This window comes from Euzebya pacifica, from assembly GCF_003344865.1.
Lineage (GTDB): Bacteria > Actinomycetota > Nitriliruptoria > Euzebyales > Euzebyaceae > Euzebya > Euzebya pacifica.
In genome coordinates, this window is record NZ_CP031165.1 from 1,403,737 (window position 1) to 1,421,608 (window position 17,872).

19 protein-coding genes are annotated in these 17,872 nt (G+C 71.5%); 1 reads left to right on the forward strand and 18 read right to left on the reverse strand.

Going from position 1 to position 17,872, the window contains the following annotated elements:
- Positions 1 to 81: 81 nt before the first annotated feature.
- The 16 genes from DVS28_RS05700 to flgB all read right to left on the reverse strand — a co-directional run bounded on the left by DVS28_RS05700 (position 82) and on the right by flgB (position 15,393).
- Entirely contained in the window at positions 82 to 594 is a 513-nt protein-coding gene (locus tag DVS28_RS05700; RefSeq protein ID WP_164709981.1) for a flagellar basal body-associated FliL family protein, read from the reverse strand.
- 2 nt (positions 595 to 596) lie between these two features.
- On the reverse strand, positions 597 to 878 hold the full coding sequence (locus DVS28_RS05705) for a flagellar FlbD family protein (protein ID WP_114594012.1): 282 nt from the start codon (positions 876 to 878) through the stop codon (positions 597 to 599).
- A 178-nt stretch (positions 879 to 1,056) separates the two neighbouring features.
- Positions 1,057 to 2,616 carry a cell wall-binding repeat-containing protein gene (locus DVS28_RS05710; protein ID WP_114590604.1) on the reverse strand — a complete coding sequence of 520 codons (1,560 nt, stop codon included), beginning with the start codon at positions 2,614 to 2,616 and terminating at the stop codon, positions 1,057 to 1,059.
- A 161-nt stretch (positions 2,617 to 2,777) separates the two neighbouring features.
- Positions 2,778 to 4,526 (reverse strand): cell wall-binding repeat-containing protein, encoded by a 1,749-nt coding sequence (locus DVS28_RS05715; protein ID WP_164709982.1) that lies wholly within the window; start codon positions 4,524 to 4,526, stop codon positions 2,778 to 2,780.
- Between the two features lie 171 nt (positions 4,527 to 4,697).
- Complete coding sequence (locus DVS28_RS05720; protein ID WP_114590606.1) at positions 4,698 to 5,957, reverse strand: flagellar hook protein FlgE; 1,260 nt, start codon at positions 5,955 to 5,957, stop codon at positions 4,698 to 4,700.
- Between the two features lie 45 nt (positions 5,958 to 6,002).
- Positions 6,003 to 6,446: a flagellar hook assembly protein FlgD gene (locus tag DVS28_RS05725; protein WP_114590607.1), complete on the reverse strand. Its 444-nt coding sequence runs from the start codon at positions 6,444 to 6,446 to the stop codon at positions 6,003 to 6,005.
- 8 nt (positions 6,447 to 6,454) lie between these two features.
- Positions 6,455 to 7,822, reverse strand: coding sequence for a flagellar hook-length control protein FliK (locus tag DVS28_RS05730; RefSeq protein WP_114590608.1), 1,368 nt, complete (start codon positions 7,820 to 7,822; stop codon positions 6,455 to 6,457).
- A complete protein-coding gene (locus DVS28_RS05735) occupies positions 7,822 to 9,021 on the reverse strand; it encodes a transglycosylase SLT domain-containing protein (RefSeq protein WP_216826418.1) in 1,200 nt (399 codons plus the stop codon). Before DVS28_RS05735 ends, DVS28_RS05730 begins: the two co-directional genes overlap by 1 nt.
- Positions 9,018 to 9,467, reverse strand: coding sequence for a flagellar export protein FliJ (locus tag DVS28_RS05740; RefSeq protein ID WP_114590609.1), 450 nt, complete (start codon positions 9,465 to 9,467; stop codon positions 9,018 to 9,020). The genes DVS28_RS05735 and DVS28_RS05740 overlap by 4 nt, the downstream gene beginning before the upstream one ends.
- Positions 9,464 to 10,840 (reverse strand): FliI/YscN family ATPase, encoded by a 1,377-nt coding sequence (locus DVS28_RS05745; RefSeq protein ID WP_114590610.1) that lies wholly within the window; start codon positions 10,838 to 10,840, stop codon positions 9,464 to 9,466. Before DVS28_RS05745 ends, DVS28_RS05740 begins: the two co-directional genes overlap by 4 nt.
- 191 nt (positions 10,841 to 11,031) lie before the next feature.
- Entirely contained in the window at positions 11,032 to 11,676 is a 645-nt protein-coding gene (locus DVS28_RS05750; RefSeq protein ID WP_114590611.1) for a FliH/SctL family protein, read from the reverse strand.
- On the reverse strand, positions 11,660 to 12,679 hold the full coding sequence (fliG, locus tag DVS28_RS05755; protein WP_174236194.1) for a flagellar motor switch protein FliG: 1,020 nt from the start codon (positions 12,677 to 12,679) through the stop codon (positions 11,660 to 11,662). Before fliG ends, DVS28_RS05750 begins: the two co-directional genes overlap by 17 nt.
- Positions 12,676 to 14,265 carry a flagellar basal-body MS-ring/collar protein FliF gene (fliF, locus tag DVS28_RS05760; protein WP_114590612.1) on the reverse strand — a complete coding sequence of 530 codons (1,590 nt, stop codon included), beginning with the start codon at positions 14,263 to 14,265 and terminating at the stop codon, positions 12,676 to 12,678. The genes fliG and fliF overlap by 4 nt, the downstream gene beginning before the upstream one ends.
- 18 nt (positions 14,266 to 14,283) lie before the next feature.
- Positions 14,284 to 14,622 carry a flagellar hook-basal body complex protein FliE gene (gene fliE / locus DVS28_RS05765; RefSeq protein ID WP_216826419.1) on the reverse strand — a complete coding sequence of 113 codons (339 nt, stop codon included), beginning with the start codon at positions 14,620 to 14,622 and terminating at the stop codon, positions 14,284 to 14,286.
- A gap of 3 nt (positions 14,623 to 14,625) precedes the next feature.
- Positions 14,626 to 15,018 (reverse strand): flagellar basal body rod protein FlgC, encoded by a 393-nt coding sequence (locus DVS28_RS05770; RefSeq protein WP_114590613.1) that lies wholly within the window; start codon positions 15,016 to 15,018, stop codon positions 14,626 to 14,628.
- Between the two features lie 3 nt (positions 15,019 to 15,021).
- Positions 15,022 to 15,393, reverse strand: coding sequence for a flagellar basal body rod protein FlgB (gene flgB, locus DVS28_RS05775; protein WP_216826420.1), 372 nt, complete (start codon positions 15,391 to 15,393; stop codon positions 15,022 to 15,024).
- Positions 15,394 to 15,681: 288 nt separating this feature from the next.
- Here flgB and DVS28_RS05780 point away from each other — a divergent pair, with 288 nt between their 5' ends.
- On the forward strand, positions 15,682 to 17,070 hold the full coding sequence (locus DVS28_RS05780; protein WP_114590614.1) for a diguanylate cyclase: 1,389 nt from the start codon (positions 15,682 to 15,684) through the stop codon (positions 17,068 to 17,070).
- Here DVS28_RS05780 and DVS28_RS05785 read toward each other — a convergent pair.
- Together DVS28_RS05785 and fliS are read right to left on the reverse strand one after the other, a co-directional pair.
- Positions 17,067 to 17,363, reverse strand: coding sequence for a hypothetical protein (locus DVS28_RS05785; protein ID WP_216826421.1), 297 nt, complete (start codon positions 17,361 to 17,363; stop codon positions 17,067 to 17,069). The genes DVS28_RS05780 and DVS28_RS05785 overlap by 4 nt on opposite strands.
- Positions 17,360 to 17,809, reverse strand: coding sequence for a flagellar export chaperone FliS (fliS, locus tag DVS28_RS05790; protein WP_114590616.1), 450 nt, complete (start codon positions 17,807 to 17,809; stop codon positions 17,360 to 17,362). The genes DVS28_RS05785 and fliS overlap by 4 nt, the downstream gene beginning before the upstream one ends.
- Positions 17,810 to 17,872 lie beyond the last annotated feature (63 nt).

Consider the following 17,872-nt stretch of genomic DNA (forward strand, 5'->3'; position numbering starts at 1 on the left):
GCACCTGAGTGGATGGGATCACTGGATATTGCGGAGGGTGACCGGTTGATCACCGCACCTCCGCGGTTGCGCCGTGGGGCGCTACTGCATCACGAACTCGGTGTAGTAGACGCGGACGATCGACTCGCCGTAGATCGCCGACAGCTGGGCCAGCAGCTGTTCCTTGGTGACGTCCCGGGCATCGGGCGCCAGCAGGTCGGCGTAGGTGTAGTCACCGAACAGGTCGATGATGACGTCGTAGATCGGCGCGCTCGGCGGTTCCTCGACGGTGTCGGGGCCGAGCTCGACGGCCACGCCGAGCTTGAGGAAGTGCATCCCCTCACCGACCAGGTTCAGCGTGATGGAGTCCATCTCGATCACGGTGCCCAGCGCCATCGGCGTCGGCGTGGGTTCGGGGGCAGGGCCTGCAGCCGCGGCAGCACCGCTGCCGCCACCGATGACGCCGCCTGCCATCGCGCCGCCGGCCAGCACGGCCACGGCCACGATGATCGCGGGCAGCATGCCGCCCTTCTTCTTGGCGCCGTCGTCGTCGGGGGTCTTGGCCGTGTCGGTGCCTGCTGCCTCGGCGTCGTCAGCCTTCTTCTTGCGGGCCACGGTCATTCACCTCCCGATCGGGTGACGAGCCGCAGCCCGGGGGCGGGGGCGCTGCCGGGGTCCGGACCGACGGATGCCGGCTGGACCTCCATGTGCTGGGCGAGCGCGACGACGCTTGCCCGGAAGTGGCGCACGAGGGCCACGACCTGGTCCACGTCCTCGATGACGACGTGCTTGGTGCCGTCCACGAGTGACACGACCGTGTCCGGAGTCGCTTCGATGCGCTCCATGAGGTCGGGGTTCAACGCGAAGCGTTGCCCGCTGAGTCGGGTGAGAGATATCACGGCACCGTCCCTGGTGGCCTTGGGGCTGTCTACGGATGTCTGGACCACGGCCGCCCGATCCGTGGGCGCCGTGTACCTACAGTGATCGGTCGTGACGGCTGTCGGTTTAGCAGAACGCCCCCGACGCTGTGCGAAGGGGGCGAACTGAGGGTGATGTTCCGCGGTGGGCGGGGCTGGGTCAGCCGAGGGCGGACGCCGAGGTGGCCTCCACCGTGTAGCTGGTGGCCGCAACCCCGCCGTACATCACGACACGATCCACCGGGGTGACCTCGCCGAGGTAGGTCGAGGTGATGTCCGGCAGGACGTCGGGCCAGCTCAGCAGCAGCGGGATGCCCGCCCGCCCGGCGTGGGCGCCACCGGCGAGGCCATCGGGGAAGTTGGTACCGCTGGCGATGGCGACACCCGAGGGGTCGTTGTAGCGCTCCCGGGCGACGATGACGGCCGTCTCGAACGAGCTGCCGCCCGACAGCTGCACATCGGCGTCCGGCACGGCCTGCACGGCGTTCTGGCCGATCGCGATGACCTCCGCGTCGGGGTGCTCGGCGAGGTACGCGGCAGCCGTGTCGTCCAGCTGGGTGCCGTTGGACAGCACCTGCACACCGTCCTCCTCTGCGGCCAGCGCCCCGCCGACCAGCGCGTCGGCGAAGCCGTTGCCGTCGGCAACCACGATGACGCTGGGGTCGGCAACTGCGGCGCGGGCGACCTCGACGGAGGTGGCGTAGCGGGTGTCGCCAGCGGCCCGGACGACCTCGTAGCCCTGGGCGGTCAGCTGCTCGGCCACCGCCTCGGAGATCGCGGCGGTGCCGCCGGAGAGCACGACCCGGCCGCCGTCGGGCAGGATGCGCTGGATCTCGGCCTCAACGGAGGTGGGGAGGGAGTCACGGGCGGTCAGCAGCAGCGGGCCGTTGACGGCGACGGCCAGGGGGGCGCCGGCGAGGGCGTCGGGCGAGGCGTCGGCGCGGGCGAGGACGACCGCGCCGGCAGCACCCTCCTCGAAGTCGTCCTGGCTGATCGCCAGGGCGGTCTCGACACGGGACGGGCCGGCGAGGCGGTCCACGGGCGTCTCGACGTCGTCGGTCGTGGTGACCGGGCCGTTGTACTCGGGGAAGGCCGGGACCTCGTCGTAGAAGCCAGCGGTCGGGTCGTCGAGCTGGGCGTCGTGGAAGGCGTACATGGCCAGCTGGATGTTGGTCGCGCCGTCGATGCACCGGGCGGGAACGGTCAGCTTGTAGCGGAGCCCGTCGAAGACGCCCGCCATCGCACAAGCACCCTGGGGGCCGTCGCCGTCGGGGTCGTAGGCGGTCCGGCTGTCGCCCTTGTAGACGCGGACCTCGGGGAAGGCCCCGGCAGGCTGGTCCTGGAAGCGGGCCATGTTGACGGTGTAGTCCCGGTCGGCGTTCTCCGGATCCTCGCCATTGATGTCGATCTCGACCCCGAGCGACGTCGCGGTGTCGTCCCAGTCGGCGTTGCCCGCCGGGTCGTGCGGGGCCGCCACGCGGAACGTCATCTCGAGTCGGTCGGCGTTGAGGTCGGCGCAGACCGCGAGGATGTCGATCTCCGGGACGGTGTCCAGCGCTTCGTCGTCCGCGGTGTTGTTGGCGTCGACGTCACCAGCGGCGTCGGCCCAGCAGCGGGACTCGGCCGCGGCGGGCGTCGCGACCAGCATCGTGGTCAGCAGCGCGAGCAGCAGGGCGACCGCCAGTGCGGGGGACACGAGGCGGATGGAGGGGGAGGGCATGGAGTTTTGCTCCTGGTACGGCGATGTCGGGGACCGGGATTGGACTGCGGGTGTACCCACTTCTCTCCGGCTCGATACTCAGACGTTTGCCGGACCCGGTTCATCGCGGCTGATGCTAGACCCATCTCCCAGCATATGGGAAACATGGGTCTGGGTTGACGTCATGCCGGTCGGCACTCCGGGGTGGACTGGTCGGGTGGCCGCACCCCGCAGCCCGACAGCTGGGCGGGCACGGCGTCCCGCAGCGCCGCGGGCCCGCCGAGGACGAAACCGGGGTCGATCCGGTTCGGCAGCGTGCGGAGCCACGATCGGGTCGGCCCCGGCAGGGAGTCCGGCCAGCTGAACAGCAGGGGGACCCCGTAGCGGCCGGCGAGGGCGGCGCCGCCGAGCGCGTCGGGGAAGGAGACCCCGCTGGTGACCACCACCGAGGTCGGCACCGACGGCGCGGCGATGCCGGGCAGGGGTTCGGCGCCCTCCGCCGTCGCCACCGGGGTGGGGGTCGCCCGACCGTTGACGTAGCGGTCGGCGACCAGCAGCGAGGTCGCGAACACGTCGTCGCCCGGGGCGACGAGCTGGTCCTCGGGTGCAACGGAAAGGCCTGCACGTCGTGCGGCCTCCGTGGCGGCCTCGCCGATCGTCACGACCTGCCGGCCCGGCCGGTCGGTGGTGACGTAGCCCGGCTGGGTGTGGTGGAGCGTCGGCTGGCCCTGCTCGTCGCGGGTGGTCAGCAGCAGCACCGCGTGACCGGCGGGGCCACCGTCGGGTCCGATGGGCCGGGCGTTCGCCTGGGCGGCGTAGGCCGCACCGAGCAGCGCGTGCTCGAACCGGCTGCCGTCGGCCAGGACGATGCGGGTGGGTTCGCGGTCGATCTCCAGCGCGACCGCCAGCGACGTCGACTCGCGTGACAGGCCGGCGAGGCGGCGTGCGGTGTAGCCGGCAGCGGTCAGGTCGTCGGCCACCGAGCTGTGGAGGACCGCCTCACCGCCCACCAGGTACACCGTCGATCCGGGGGCGAGGATGCGGTCGACCTCGGCCAGGACCTCCGGGGCGAGCTGCTCCGGTCCGGGGCTGCCGACCAGCAGGACGGGCCCGCTGACGTGGGTGGCCAGCGGTGCCGCGGCAAGGGCGTCGGGGCTGGACGTGGGTGCGGTGCCGTCGGCGGTGGGCGGCCGGCCGGTGGCGAGGACGACGGCCCCGGCGCTGTCCTCGCCGGGGAAGGCCTGCTGGCTGACCGCGATGGCGGTCTCGATCCGGGTCCGCCCGTCAACGCGAACGACCCCGGCATGGGGGACCTCCTCGGGGCGCGGGGCGGTGTCCACGGCGCTGCCGTACAGCTCGGTCGCCGACGGCATCTCGTCCAGCGTGGAGTTGCCGCCCGCCTCGGCGAAGATCAAGAACGTCCCGACGCGGACCGCCGTCGGGGCCTGCCCCGCCGCGGTCGGCAGGCAGTCGGCGGTGTCGAGGGTCAGGTCGAAGGTCGGCAGCTGCGCGGAGGGCAGGCCGTCGGCCGGGAAGCCGTCGCCGCACACGACCTCGCCGTCATCGGCGCGCTGGACGGTCCAGGCGGGCTCGCCCGCGGCTCGGCCGATCACCACGTCGTACGCGTGGGTGCCCTCGCCTCCGGGGGCGGGCGGATCGACGTCGACCTGGAACACCAGCGCGGACCGGCCCGGTTCCCAGGCCGGGTGCGTGGCCACGTCGGTGGCGGCACCCAACCGCGCATGGAGGACCAGCGTTCCGGGGGAGTGGGTCACGCACATCGCGCGGAGGTCGCCGTTGGGATTGGTCGCCGCGTTGCCGGTGACGAGGTCGACGAGGTCGCCGCTGGCGTCGGCCAGGCACTCCTCGCTGGCGGACGCCGGCAGCGCCGTCAGCACGGCCGCGACGAGGGCAACGGCGAGGACGGTCACCCCCCGGGCACGACGAAGCGGCGATCGACTGCTGCACACGAACATCTGGCTGACCCCTTGGACCGGCGAGCGCATCCCCCGGAACGGACCATCCCCGCCCGGTGAGACCGAGCAGGGATGGTACGACAGCGGAGGGTCGTGGTGTCGGTTGGGCCGAGCCCGACCGGAGGACTACCGCTTCATGTTGACGAGGTCCTGCAGGATCTCGTCGCTGGCGGTGATGACGCGGGAGTTGGCCTGGAAGCCGCGCTGGGCGGAGATCATGTTGGTGAACTCCGCGGCGAGGTCCACGTTGGACATCTCCACGGTGCCGCCGGCGATCGAGCCGAACGGTCCGGTTCCCGCGACGCCCATCGCGGCCTCGCCGGAGTTGGCGGTTGCGCGGAAGGCGGTGTCGCCGGCCCGTTCCAGGCCGGTCGGGTTGTTGAAGGCGGCCAGGGCGACCTGGCCGAGGTCGCGGCGCATGCCGTTGGAGAACACCCCGGAGATCAGGCCGGAGGGGTCGATGGAGAACGAGCGCAGGAAGCCGATCTCCGAGCCGTCCTGGCCGAGGGCCGTCATGGTCTGCTCGCCGGAGAACTGCACCAGGCCATCTGGGTCGCCCGGCTCGCCGAAGTCGACGGTGACGTCGGTGCCCGCCCACTCGCCGGGCAGCCCGGCGGTGGCGATGGTGGTCGAGCCGATGCTCGGAAGTCCCGTGCTCGGGTCGAACGTGACCGGCGTGGCCGGGCTGATCAGGTCGAGGTTGCTGCCGGGGTTGGCCGGGTCGGGCGTCGTGGCGGAGACCTCCCAGGCGTCGTCGCCGGTCTTGGTCCACGTCAGGGTCAGCGGCAGCGGGGTGCCCTGGGAATCCACGATGTCGATCGTGGTCACGATCGCGTCACCGACCTCGGCGTCGGCCGGCAGGTTGCCGCCGAGCTGGACGGAGGTGGACTCGTTGGGCTGCAGGATCTGCCCGATCGGCACCGTGAGGTCGGTGACGGGCGAGTTGATGTCGACCACGCCGTTGGCGTTGGCGCTCCAGCCCTGGATGATCCCGCCGCTGGGGGTGACCAGGGCGCCGTTGGCGTCGAAGGACAGCGACCCGGCGCGGGTGTAGAGGTTCTCGCCGCCGGACCGGGCCACGAAGAACCCGTCGCCCTGGATCGCCATGTCGGTTGCTCGGCCGGTCAGCTGGGTGGCCCCCTGCACGAAGCTGGTCTGGATGCCGGCGATGCGGGTGCCGAGGCCGACCTGGGCGGGGTTGGTGCCACCGCTCAGCTCACCCGGCGCACCGGCGCCGCTCAGGACCTGGCTGAGCATGTCGGAGAAGATGACGCCGGACGACTTGTAGCCGGTCGTGTTGACGTTGGCGATGTTGCTGCCGACGGTGTCCATGTAGATCTGGTGGCTGCGGAGTCCGGAGATTCCGGAGTACATCGAGCGAAGCATTGCGGGTCCTTCCTTGCGGGGGGCTGGGGACGTGGCTGGCGAGGGTCAGGCGGTGCGGGCGGAGACCGACGAGATGTCGGCCATGCCGATCTCGGTGCGGTCGGAGAGGACGAGGACGGGACCGAACGGTTCGAAGCGAACCGAGGTCACGTCGCCGGCAGCGGTGCTGCCGTCGGCACGGGTGAAGGACACCTCGCGGCCGATGAGGCCGGTGGCGGTGCCGAGGCGGTCGTTGGCGATCGACTCGCCGATCTTGGTGGTCAGCTGCTCGAGCTTCTCCACGGTGGTGAACTGGGCGCTCTGGGCCATGAACTCGCTGGAGTCCATGGGGTCCAGGGGGTTCTGGTACTTCAGCTGGGCGACGAGCAGCTGGAGGAACATCTCCTGGTCGAAGCTGTCGGGGTTCTCCAGCAGCGAGGGGTCGAGGGTCGGCGTGTCGCTGGTGACCACCTGGGGGGTGGTCATGGCGGCGCTGATGGCGTCGGGCACGGGCGCTCCTACAGTCGGACGTCGATCCGGCCCGAGGGCAGGTCGACGAGGGTCGGGGAGGGGAGGGGGGACAGGGCGGTGGAGGCTGCGTCGGTGGCGTCGGTGCGGCCGGAGGAGTCGGTCCGGTCGTCGTCGTGGTCGACGTTGTCGCCGAACCCGTGTCCGGCGACGTCGAGCTGCCCGGCGTCCATGCCCCCCTGCTCCAGCGCCGCGCGCAGGTCGGCCAGCTGGTCGTTGAGCAGCCCACGGGTGCCGGCCTGCTCGGCGGCCACCTGCACGTTGACCACGCCGGCGCGGATCTCGATCTCCACGCGGACGCGGCCGAGCTCGGCGGGGTGCAGGTCCAGGCTGGCCACGTACTCCCCGTCCCCACGCCGCTGCATGGCAGCGACGGCGGAGGCCAGCTGGCCGCTCACGGGCACCTGCGGGGGCATGGCTCCGGCCGCGGGCGTCGGTGCGCCGGCGGTCGTCGTCATCGCTGCTTGGGTGGTGGGTGCAGGAGTGACGGCAGTCGTCTGGGCGGTGCCGGTGGTCGGACCGGTGCTGGTGGCCGTGGGCGCCTCGGGGGTCTCGGTCACCGGACCCGTGAAGGGGGTCGCGTCGTCGGCGGTTGCGTGGCCCGCAGGATTCGCGTCCGCCGATGCGGTGACGTCGCCCTCGGCGGGAGTGTCGGCTGACGGCACGGAACGGGCAGTGGCCGCGCCGAGTCCATCGGAGGCGGTCCCTGCGCTGGCACCGGCAGGAGCCGACGTGGTGTCGGCGGGAGTCGCGCCGAGTCGGTCCGACATGCCGGTGCCGCCGTCGACTGGCTCCTCGGCGGTGGTCTGGCCGGCCGGTGTCCCTGCGGCCTGCAGTCGTGCGCGGAACCCCGCGGACATGGCGGCGTCGGCGGCCACCGGGACAGCGTCGGCGACAGCGGCTGGGTCGCCGTCGAAAGTGGGCTCGACGGTGTCCGGCCCCTCCGGGACAGCGTCCAGGGGCGGCACGCCGGGGTCCGGCGCAACGACCTCGGTGGCCGGGTCGGTGCCTGCTGCCGCGGTCTCCGCGGGTGTGGTGTCGTCGCGCTCGGATGCCTCGATGGAGGCGCTTGGGTCCTCGGCCCCGTCCTCCTGGGCGCCGGTGCCCGTGACAGCGCCGTCGGTGGCGACACCGTCGGTTGCAGCACCGTCCTTGGCAGCACCGTCCTCGACCGCACCGTCCTCGACAGCGACGTCGGCAGCCACGTCGTCGATGGCGTCCCGGTCGGCGACGGCGCGGTTCAGCATCGCGCCGAACCAGTCGTCTGGCTGGCTCGGTCGACGGCCGTCCACGATGGAGGGGACCGTTCGGGGCGCGGTGGGGGGCTGGATGGGCAGGGCGGTCGGTGGTGTGTACATCAGATGGCTCCCATGAACCCGATGACCCGCTGCACGTAGGTCTGGGTCTCGGTGAAGGGCGGGATCCCGCCGTAGCGCCGGACGTTGCCCGGGCCGGCGTTGTAGGCGGCCAGCGCCAGCTCGGTGGATCCGAACGACGACAGCTGCTGCGCGAGGTAGCGGGCTGCACCGTCGGCGGCCTGGGCCGGGTCGAACGGGTCGACGCCGAGCTCGGCGGCCGTGGCCGGCATGATCTGCATGAGGCCCTGCGCGCCGGCGGGGGACCGGGCACTCGGGTCGTAGCCGGACTCGGCGCGGGCGACGGCGGCCAGCAGCCGCGGGTCGACGCCATGGCGCTGGGCCGCGGCGTTGAGCTCGGCCGCGAAGGGCACGCCCACCAGGGGGCCTTCGTCGGTCGCCGTGGCCGTCGTGGTCGAGGCGGTGGCGGGAGCGGCGTCGGGCAGCGCCACGACCGTGCCCTCCGGCACGATCCGGCGTATGGCCGTGGGCGTGCGGGTGATCTGCTGCATCTTCACGACGTCGCCGGTGCGCGGGGCAACGACCATCATCCCGTCGCCGGCGTAGATGCCGATGTGGTCCACAGGGGAGCCGAACGCGACGAGGTCACCGGGGATGGCCTGGTCCAGCGACGGCACGGCCTCGCCGACGCGAGCCTGGTCGCGGCTGACACGTGGCAGCTCGATACCGGCCTCGCGGTAGGCATGCAGGACCAACCCGGAGCAGTCGAACCCGCCCTCGGCCTGGGACTCGCCGCCCCAGACGTAGGGGGTGCCGAGCTCGCGCTGGGCCAGCGCCACGATCGCCTCGCCGAAGTCGGCGCCGGGCTGCAGCGCGGGTTCTGCGGTGTCGCCGAGGCGAGCGATCGGGCCGCCGGTCACGACGCCCTCCTGTCGACCGAAGTACGGCTGGGAGACTGCGGACACCGCCGCCGAGCCGGTCTGCCCCGTCGAACCGCCCATGGCGGGCAGCACCGACGTGGTCGGCAGCGTCGAGGTCGTCGGCAACGTGGCGGTGGCCAGCGACGCCGCGGGTGCAGCGGACGCGGTCGCCGTGCCGTTCTGACGGGCCAGCTGCTGGGCGAACAGCTCGTCGGATCCCAGCACCGCGGAGCCGCTGGAGGTGATGCCGCGGAGGCCGGCGATCCTCGACTCGATGGAGGCGATGCGGCTGGCGACCGACAGGCTCGGGCTGGGGCTCATCGTTGTCCCCCGGTGACGCGAGCCGATCGGGTGGTGGCGACATCGTCGAGCACGGCAGCGTCGTGGCGCCGGGCGTCGGTCTCCCAGGCCTCCCGATGGCGCTGCTCGAGCTTGCCCAGCGCATCGACGGCGGTGTTGGCGGCCAGGAGCTCGGCGGTGCGGGCGTCGGTCACCTGCTGTGCCCGGGCCAGCTCGAGGGTGGCCATCTCGGCGGCACGGGCCCGCAGGCTGGCGCGGAAGGCGGCAGCGCGGACGTCGGCGGTGGTCATGACGGTGCCGGGGCCCAGGCCGTTGGCCTCGGCAGCGGCGTCCGCCCGCAGCTTGTCCAGCTGCTGTTCGACGGCGGTCTGTTCGGCCCGGGCACGGGCCCATTCACCGCGCGCACGGTCGCGTTCGATCTCCCGGACACGCTGGACTCGGGACAGCCGGAAGGCGAAGCGCTTCATCGGGCCACCGCGCCGTTGGTGTCGGCCCGACCGTGGCCGAGGATCTGGCGGAGGGTCCGCCACGACAGCTCGGGGTGGGTCAGCTCGTCCATGGGCTGCTGCAGGAACCTGGTGATGGCCGGGTCGAGGGCCAGCGCCCGGTCGACGTCGGCGTTGGAGCCCGGGACGTAGGCGCCGATGTCGACGAGGTCACGGGCGTCGCGGAGGGCGGCCATCATCCGCCGCAGCTCGGTGGCGGCGTCACGCTGGTCGGCGTCGGTCACGCGGTTGGCGACGCGCGATGCGGACTCGAGCACGTCGATGGTCGGGAAGTGACCGGCGGTGGCAAGCCGACGGGACAGCACGATGTGGCCGTCGAGGATCGAGCGGGCGGCGTCGCCCACGGGGTCCTGCATGTCGTCGCCCTCGACCAGCACGGTGTACAGGCCGGTGATCGACCCGGTCTCGCCACAGCCAGCACGTTCCAGCAGCTTCGGCATCAGCGTGAAGACGCTGGGCGGGTAGCCACGGGTGGCGGGTGGTTCCCCGGCGGCCAGGCCGATCTCGCGCTGGGCCATGGAGAACCGGGTCAGGGAGTCCATCATCAGCAGGACGTCGGAGCCCTGGTCACGGAAGTGTTCGGCGATGCGGGTGGCGACGAACGCCGCCCGCAGCCGCACCAGCGCAGGCTGATCGGAGGTGGCGACGACGACGACGGAACGGGCGAGGCCCTCGGGCCCCAGGTCGTGTTCGATGAACTCACGGACCTCGCGGCCACGCTCGCCGATGAGGGCAAGCACCGTGACGTCGGCGTCGCTGCCGCGGGCGATCATGCTGAGCAGCGAGGACTTGCCCACGCCGGAGCCGGCGAAGATGCCCATCCGCTGGCCTCGGCCGCAGGGGATGAGGGTGTCGATGGCCCTCACGCCCACGCCGAGGGGAACCTCGACCCGCTGGCGGCGCAGCGGGTGCGGTGGGGTGCCGTCGAGGGTGACCTCGACGCAGTGGCCGTCGCCGCGGACCTCCAGGGGCGGGCCGCCGTCCAGCGGCTGGCCGAGCCCGTCGACGACGCGACCGAGCAGCTCGGCACCCACGCGGATGGTCTGGGCGTTGCCGGTGGCGACGACCCGGTCGCCGATGCCGACGCCCATGAGGTCGCCGTAGGCCATGCAGATCAGGCCGTGGTCGCTGAGGCCCACCACCTCGGCGGGCAGGAACCCGTTGCCGGTGTGGACGACCATCTCGTCACCGATCGCCGCGCGCAGGCCGTCGACCTCGAGGTTGAGGCCGACCACCCGCGTGACCCGGCCGCTGACGACGGGAGGGGCTGCCGCCGTCGCCCGCGCGAAGACGCGGTCGAGGGGAGAGGCGAGCGTTCCGAGGTCGCTGGGCACGCGAGGGTCCTTGGGGATCGTGGCTCCGGCTGCGGACAGCGCAGAGCTGGCGGATGATCGCCGATCCCTGGCGATGTGCTGAAGACACGGTCCCTCGCGTCAGGCTCTTGATCGGCTCGCAGTGACCGGGGATTAGCGCAGCGTCAATGTTTCCGACGACTGGCGTGCCCCGTGGTGCATCCGGGGGGAGGTCAGCGAAGGACCTCGGCGACCCGACCGAGCGCGGTCGGGATCTGGGCGTCGATGCGGGTCGCGTCGACGTTGACGACACACCCGCCGGAGGTGACGGCCGGGTCGGCGATCAGCTCGACTCCGCGGCCGGGAAGCAGGTCGTCAACCGGTCCCATGGCCTGGATGTCAGCGGGGTTCATCCGGATGCGGACGTCGCCCTCCTCGGGCACGAGCTCGATCGCACGGCAGATGGCGTCGCGTCCGGGGTCGGCCGCGGACGTGATCTCCCGCTCGAGCACGATCTCGGCGATGCGCAGGGCGAGCAGGGCCGTCTGGTCGGCGACGTGCTCCAGCGAGGCGACCTCGCGCTCGCGCAGGTCGGCGACTGCGCCCAGCAGGGCGTCGAGGGCCGCACGGTGACGCTGTTCGGTCTCGGCCGCCCGATCCAGGGCGTCCTGCTGGCCGGCCACGAGCCCGGCGTCGTAGCCGGCCTGCCAGCCCTCCTGCTGGGCCTTGTCACGAAGGGCATCCAGGGTGGCGGCGTCGACCTGGGCCATCCCACGGGGACGACGGGGGTCCGACATCGCGGGCACGACCGCTGGCCGGCCGGCGACCGCACCCCGGAGGATGCCGACGCGCGGGGCCCGGTCACTCAACGAACTCATCACCGCTCCTGCTCAGGACGATCTGGCCGGCTTCCTCAAGGGTGCGGATGACCCGCACGATCGACCCCTGCGCGGTCTCGACGTCCTTGAGCCGCACGGGACCCATCAGGTCGATCTCCTCCATCAGGGCGGCGCCGGCACGCTCGGACATGTTCCGCTGGATCTTCTCCTTGACCGTCGCGGGCACGCCCTTGAGGGCAACGGCCAGGTCCTTGTTGTCGACCTGCCGCAGGATCAGCTGGACCGAACGGTCGTCGAGGGTGGTGATGTCCTCGAAGACGAACATCAGCTGGCGCACCTCGTCGGCAAGCTCGGAGTTCGCCGTCTCGAGGCCTTCGAGGATGAGGCGTTCGGTGCCGCGATCCGCACGGTTCAGGATCTCCACGAGGGCGTCGACGCCCCCGGCTTCGGAGAAGTCGCTCTGGCTCAGCACCGACGACAGCTTGCGCTCGAGGGTCCGTTCGACGCGTTCGATGACCTCGGGGGAGGTGCGGTCCATCAGCGCCACCCGGACCGCGACATCGCGCTGCAGGCCCTCGGGCAGGCTGCCGAGCACCATGGCGGCGGAGTCGGGCAACATGTGCGCCAGGACCAACGCGATGGTCTGCGGGTGTTCCTCGGAGATGAACGACAGGACCTGGCGGGGGTCGGTGTTGCGGAGGAACTCGAAGGGCGCCTCGTGGATCTGCGCGGCGAGCAGGTCCATGATCTCGTAGGCCTTCTCGTCCCCGAGGGACACCTCCAGCATGGCCCGGGCGAACTCCAGGCCACCGGTGGCGATGTTGACCTTCGCCGAGGCCATGTCGCGGAACTCCTTGAGCACGCTGTCGACGATCTCGGTCGGCACCGTTGGCAGGCGGGCGATCTCGGCGGCCACCTCGGCGACCTCCGACTCGCGCATGGTCTTGAGGATCCGTCCGGCACGGTCCTTGCCGACGGCCATCAGCAGGATGGCGACCTTCTGCGTGCCGTTCAGCTCGCTGATCTCTGCGATCGCGCTCATGCCGACATCCAGCCGCGCAGCAGACCAGCCATGTCGTCACCCTGGCCGTCGATCAAGCTGGTGACCTCGTCGGTCAGGTCGGGGCCTGCCTCGAGCTGGTTGAGCTCCTCGTCGCTGAGCACTTCCGCGGCGTCGTCGTCGCTGCCCGCTTCGAGGGAGGCGAGGTCCAGCGGGATGGTCTCGGCCTGCCGCTGGGGAAGGGACTTCCGGGCGGACCGCCACGCGAGGAAGAGCACGATCATGACGATCAGCACCGAACCGATCGTGCGGATGAGGTCGAACATGCGCTCCTGGCCGGCAGCGGCAGCGGCTTCCTCAGCTGCAGCAGCTGCGTCCTCGGCAGCGGTGGCGTCGAAGGGGAGGGCAGAGACCTCGATGACGTCGCCACGGACGGCGTCGAAGCCCACCGCGGCCTCGACGAGGGCCTGGACCTGTGCCGCGTCGGCACCCTCGCGGTTGGCGTCCAGCAGGACGGCCACCGAGAGGCGGTCGACCGAGCCGGGGGCGCTGAGGATGTCCTGGACGGAACGGTCGACGGCGAAGCGCGTCGAGCCGTCGCTGAGGGTGTAGTTGGTCGTCTCGCCCTCCGCGCCGACGAGGGGCTGGCCGTCGGGACCGAGGACCCCCACCGACGGGGCGCCGACGCCCTCGTAGCTCTCGGTGGTCGTCGTGGACTCCAGCGGGATGCCGTTGACCCCACCGGCGGCGTTGCCGAAGGTCTCCGTCGTCTGCTGGATGCGGTCGAAGTTGAGATCGGCAGTCACCGTGACGACGGCGTTGTTGGGTCCCACGACCTGCTGGAGCATGGTCTCGACGTCAGCGGCGAGGCGGGACTCGAAGGTGCTGGTCTGGTACTGGCGCATGTCGCCAGCGGCGGCGCTGGTGCCGTCCTCGCCGGGCTGGTGCAGCAGGTTCCCCGACGCGTCGGTCACCGTGACCTGATCGGCCGTCAGCCCCTGGACGCTGCCGGAGACCAGGTTGACGATGGCCTGCACCTGCATCGGCGTGAGGTCACCCATCGTGTTGAGCAGGACCGACGCGGTGGCCCGCTCGTTGTCCTGCACGAAGAGGTCCTCCTCGGGGATGACGAGGTGCACCATCGCCGACTCGACGGCCTCCATCGCGGAGATGGTCCGCGACAGCTCGCCCTCGACGGCGCGCTGGTAGTCCACGCGCATCTGGAACTCGGAGGTGGTGATGCCGTTCTCGTCCAGCAGGGAGTAGCCGGCGGTGTTGGACGGCACCAGGCCGGCCGAGGACATGTCCAGCCGGAGCCCGAGCTGGTCGGACCGCGGGACCATGACGGTGCGGCCGCCGTCGCTGAGCTGGTAGTCCACACCGCGGGCGGTCAGCTCGTCGGTGATGGCCGCGGCGTCCTCGGCCTCGAGGTTGGTGAACAAGGGGGCCATGGACGGCTCGGAGACCCAGCGCATGAAGAACATGCCGGCGGCGAGCAGGGCGATGATGGCCAGGGCCGTCGTCGTCTTCTGCCCGGTGGTGAACCCCGACAGGATGCCGTTGGCCTTGTCGCGGGCCTGCTCGGCGAGCTGCTGCGGCGAGCGCTCGCGGGTGGTGGTGTCAGCCATTGGTGGTTCCTGCGCTCATCAGACCTGCATCCTCATGATCTCGTTGAACGACTCCAGCGCCTTGTTGCGCACGGCGACGGTCAGCTCGGTCGCGAGCTGCGCCTGCGTGGCGGCGATCATGTAGTCGTGGACGTTCTCCAGCTGTCCGGTGGCGGCCTGCTGGGCAAGCCCGTCGGCGACCTGGTGGCTTTCCTGGACCGACCCGAGGGCGTCGGCGATGGCCTTGCCGAAGCCGGCGCCGTCGGTGGCCCCGGTGGCCTGGCCGGCAGCCGGTTGGCCGCCGGTCGGGGCCATCGTCGGGCGGGCGATGGGGCCCGTGCCGGTCATCGGCCGGGCGCTGATCGGGGGGATGGCCATGGCCTAGGACCGTCCCAGCTGCAGGGCAGCTCGGTAGGCGTCACGGGCGGTCTCGACGACGCTGAGGTTCGCTTGGTAGCCGCGCTGGGCCAGCATGAGCGAGGTCATCTGCGACCCCATGTCCATGTCGGGAAGGCGAACCATGCCGTCGGCGTCGGCCAACGGGTGGTCGGGCTGGTGTGCCAGCCGACCCTCGGCGCTGCCGTACTCGACACCGGCGACCCGCGCGCCGGCACCCTCGACGGCCTGGGCCATCACGTAGCGCGCCTGGAACGCGGGTTCGTCGGTGCTGCGGACGGTGTTGAGGTTGGCGATGTTGTCCGACGTGGCGTCGAGCCACGTGCGGTGCACCTGCAGGCCGGAGTGGGCGGTGCTGATCGCGCCGAACATGCTCATGCGCTATGCCCCCTGGCTGATCGCGGTGCGGAGCAGGCGGAACTTGCCGTTCATCGCCTCGAGGACCGTGGAGTAAGCCAGCTCGTTGGTGGTCTGGGACACGACTTCGTCGTCGAGGCTCACGTTGTTGCCGTTCAGCCGGGTGGCGGCGTCCGACATCGTCCGGTCGGCGGCAACGCTCCCGACTCCCGCCGCATCGACCCGTCCGGTCCGGGCGCCCTCGAGCGCACGTTGGATGGAGTCCTCGAACGACACGCGACCCGCCAGGTAGTGCGGCGTGTCGACGTTGGCGATGTTGTCGGCGATCACGCGGCGTCTCGTCGACAGGCCGCTCAGTGCCGAGTGCAACGCGGCCGAGGTGACGTCGTACACCACGGGAATGCCTCCAGGATCGGTCAGGTCAACAGGGTTGCCGCCGATCCATGGCGGTGAGCTACGACACGATCCTTCGCGTCAGGTCCTCCGATCGGCCACCGGTGTCCCGCCCTTAGCAGAGCGTGATCAAAAAGTGGCAGAACGGAACCAGCTGGGTGCGCCGTCGCTGGGTCGACCCATCACGGATCCTGCGTGCCACCCGGGTATCGTTCCGTGGGGACGGGAGACCCCCCGCCGCGGGGTCCCCACCACCGCCGTGCGGGGGGTACCGCAACGTCAGGAACAGCCATGCAGACCGCGCCGTCGCCGCCCGTCAGATCTGCCGATCCCGTGGTCCTGCTCGTTGAGGACGACCCAGCACATCAGGTGCTGGTCGCCGCCGAGCTCGAGCCCGCCGGTGTGCACGTGGCGCCGGTCGACACGATGTTCGGGGCGCTCGAAATGCTTGCCTTGCAACGTGGCGCCTTCGACGTCGTCGTGGTCGACCTCGGCCTGCCCGACATCGACGGCATGAACTCCCTGGAGACCATCCTGCAGGCCGTCGGGGTGCCGGTGATCGTGCACAGCGGCAGCGTCGAACCGGAGCTCGCCGAACGCGCACGGAGGATCGGCGCAGCCTCGGTGGTGCCGAAGGACGCGGGCCCCGACGCGCTGCTCGCTGCGGTGGAGGAGGTCCTCGGCGATCGACCGGCGCCGCTGCTCGGCGTCCCCGCGGGGATGGGCACCGAACCCGTCGCGGCCGACTTCGAGGAGGCGGCGAGACGGACCCTGGAGTTCCTCCAGGCCCACGTCCCCATGGGTGCCTGGATGGTCACCCGTGTCGTCGGCGAGGACTGGGTGGTCCTCGACGCAGTCGGCCAGGGGTACGACGTGGCGCCCAACAGCGTGCTGCGCTGGTCCGACAGCTTCTGTTCGCGGATGGTGGAGGGTGAGGGGCCCAACGTCACCACCGCGGCATCCGAGCTGCCGGTGTACCGCCAGGCCCCGGTCTTCGACCAGCTCGACATCGAGACCTACGTCGGGTTGCCCCTTGCCATCGAGGGGGAGGGGTTGTTCGGCACCCTCTGCGGCATCGACCCGGAGCGGTCCACCGTGCCCCTGGACACCCTGGAGCCGTTCCTCCTCCACATCGCGGACCTGCTGACCACGGCGCTGGCCCTGGACCTCGAGCGTGATCGCCTCCAGCGGCGGCTGGACCTGGCCAAGGTCGCCTCACGCACCGATGCCCTGACCGGCCTGCCCAACCGACGTGCGTTCGACCTGCTGCTGAAGCTGGAGGAGGCCCGGTGCCGGCGGTTCGGGTCCTCGGCGACGATCCTCGTCATGGACCTGGACGGGCTCAAGGTCCGCAACGACACCGAGGGGCATGCCGCGGGTGATGGCTACCTGCGGGCGGCGGGGGCGGCCCTGTCCAGCGTCGTGCGGGCCTCCGACATGGCCTTCCGCATCGGTGGCGACGAGTTCGCGGTGATCGCGGCCCCTGCGCCGGCGGTGCCCGAGACGCTGGTCTCCCGGGTCAACAAGGCGTTGGCGACCGGTGGCGTCGAGGCGTCGGTCGGGATCGCCACGCGTCGGCCGGACGAGTCACTGGACGACGTGTTGTCGCGTGCCGACGAGCGGATGTACGACCTGAAGCGTCGACGGTCGACGCGCGAGGGGCACTCGCCCGCTGGTTAGACCGTGACGTCCAGGCGGCTGGCCCGTCGGGGCGCGGGCTGGGTCGGCCGGTGCTCGAGCTTGTCCGACACCACCGTGAGGGCCCGGGCCATGATCCGTTCGAGCTCGCGTGAGCGCTCGAGCAGCCGGAGCGCACGCTCGACCGCGACCGAGGGCATCGTGCCGAGGTCGTCGGGTGCGAGGAACGGGGGCACACCGGCCGGGTCGCCGCTGCTGATGGCCTCACCGACGGCGTCGAGGCGTGCCTCGTAGCTGTCCAGCGCGGCCTCCCACGCGGTGCCCATGGTTGTCACGTGGTGACCGCTTGGAGGGGCTGGGTCGACTGGTGCAGCTGCTGGGCTGATGCCGCCCGGGACGTCAGGTCCTCGGCCAGGCCGGATGCGGCCTGGCGCCAGGCTGTCGCGAGCGGTTCGACGAGTCCCCGACAGATCTGGATCCGTGCCGCGTCCTTGGTCACGTTGGCCGTGATGAGCTCGTTGTGGAGGAACCGGTACAGCGCCAGCAGCGTGGGGCCCCCCGACCACAGGCTGGGGTCGAGGCTGGACTCCAGCTCCAGGACGATGTCCTGGGCATGGGTCAGCTGGGCGTTGACGGCCTCGAGGTCACGACGCTCCAACGCTTCCCCGGCACGGGTGATGTCCAGGAGCAGGCGGTCGTAGAGCATGACGACGAGCTGCTGGGGGCTGACGGTCTGGATGGCGTCGGTCACGTACCGGCGTCGGGCGCTGGCGAGCGTCATGGCGAGTCGGGACCCTTCCGGGTGTCGATGGGGTTGGACGTCCTCCTCCTATCGGCAGGAGGA

Excerpts from the sequence above, each read along its gene's own strand:
- DVS28_RS05740 (WP_114590609.1), bottom strand. The coding sequence starts at position 9,467 with ATGAAGCGCTTCGCCTTCCGGCTGTCCCGAGTCCAGCGTGTCCGGGAG.
- DVS28_RS05770 (WP_114590613.1), bottom strand. The coding sequence starts at position 15,018 with ATGAGCATGTTCGGCGCGATCAGCACCGCCCACTCCGGCCTGCAGGTG.
- DVS28_RS05720 (WP_114590606.1), bottom strand. The coding sequence starts at position 5,957 with ATGCTTCGCTCGATGTACTCCGGAATCTCCGGACTCCGCAGCCACCAG.
- fliE (WP_216826419.1), bottom strand. The coding sequence starts at position 14,622 with ATGGCCATCCCCCCGATCAGCGCCCGGCCGATGACCGGCACGGGCCCC.
- DVS28_RS05735 (WP_216826418.1), bottom strand. The coding sequence starts at position 9,021 with ATGAGCCCCAGCCCGAGCCTGTCGGTCGCCAGCCGCATCGCCTCCATC.
- DVS28_RS05710 (WP_114590604.1), bottom strand. The coding sequence starts at position 2,616 with ATGCCCTCCCCCTCCATCCGCCTCGTGTCCCCCGCACTGGCGGTCGCC.
- fliF (WP_114590612.1), bottom strand. The coding sequence starts at position 14,265 with ATGGCTGACACCACCACCCGCGAGCGCTCGCCGCAGCAGCTCGCCGAG.
- DVS28_RS05780 (WP_114590614.1), top strand. The coding sequence starts at position 15,682 with ATGCAGACCGCGCCGTCGCCGCCCGTCAGATCTGCCGATCCCGTGGTC.
- fliS (WP_114590616.1), bottom strand. The coding sequence starts at position 17,809 with ATGACGCTCGCCAGCGCCCGACGCCGGTACGTGACCGACGCCATCCAG.
- fliG (WP_174236194.1), bottom strand. The coding sequence starts at position 12,679 with ATGAGCGCGATCGCAGAGATCAGCGAGCTGAACGGCACGCAGAAGGTC.
- DVS28_RS05730 (WP_114590608.1), bottom strand. The coding sequence starts at position 7,822 with ATGTACACACCACCGACCGCCCTGCCCATCCAGCCCCCCACCGCGCCC.
- DVS28_RS05750 (WP_114590611.1), bottom strand. The coding sequence starts at position 11,676 with ATGAGTTCGTTGAGTGACCGGGCCCCGCGCGTCGGCATCCTCCGGGGT.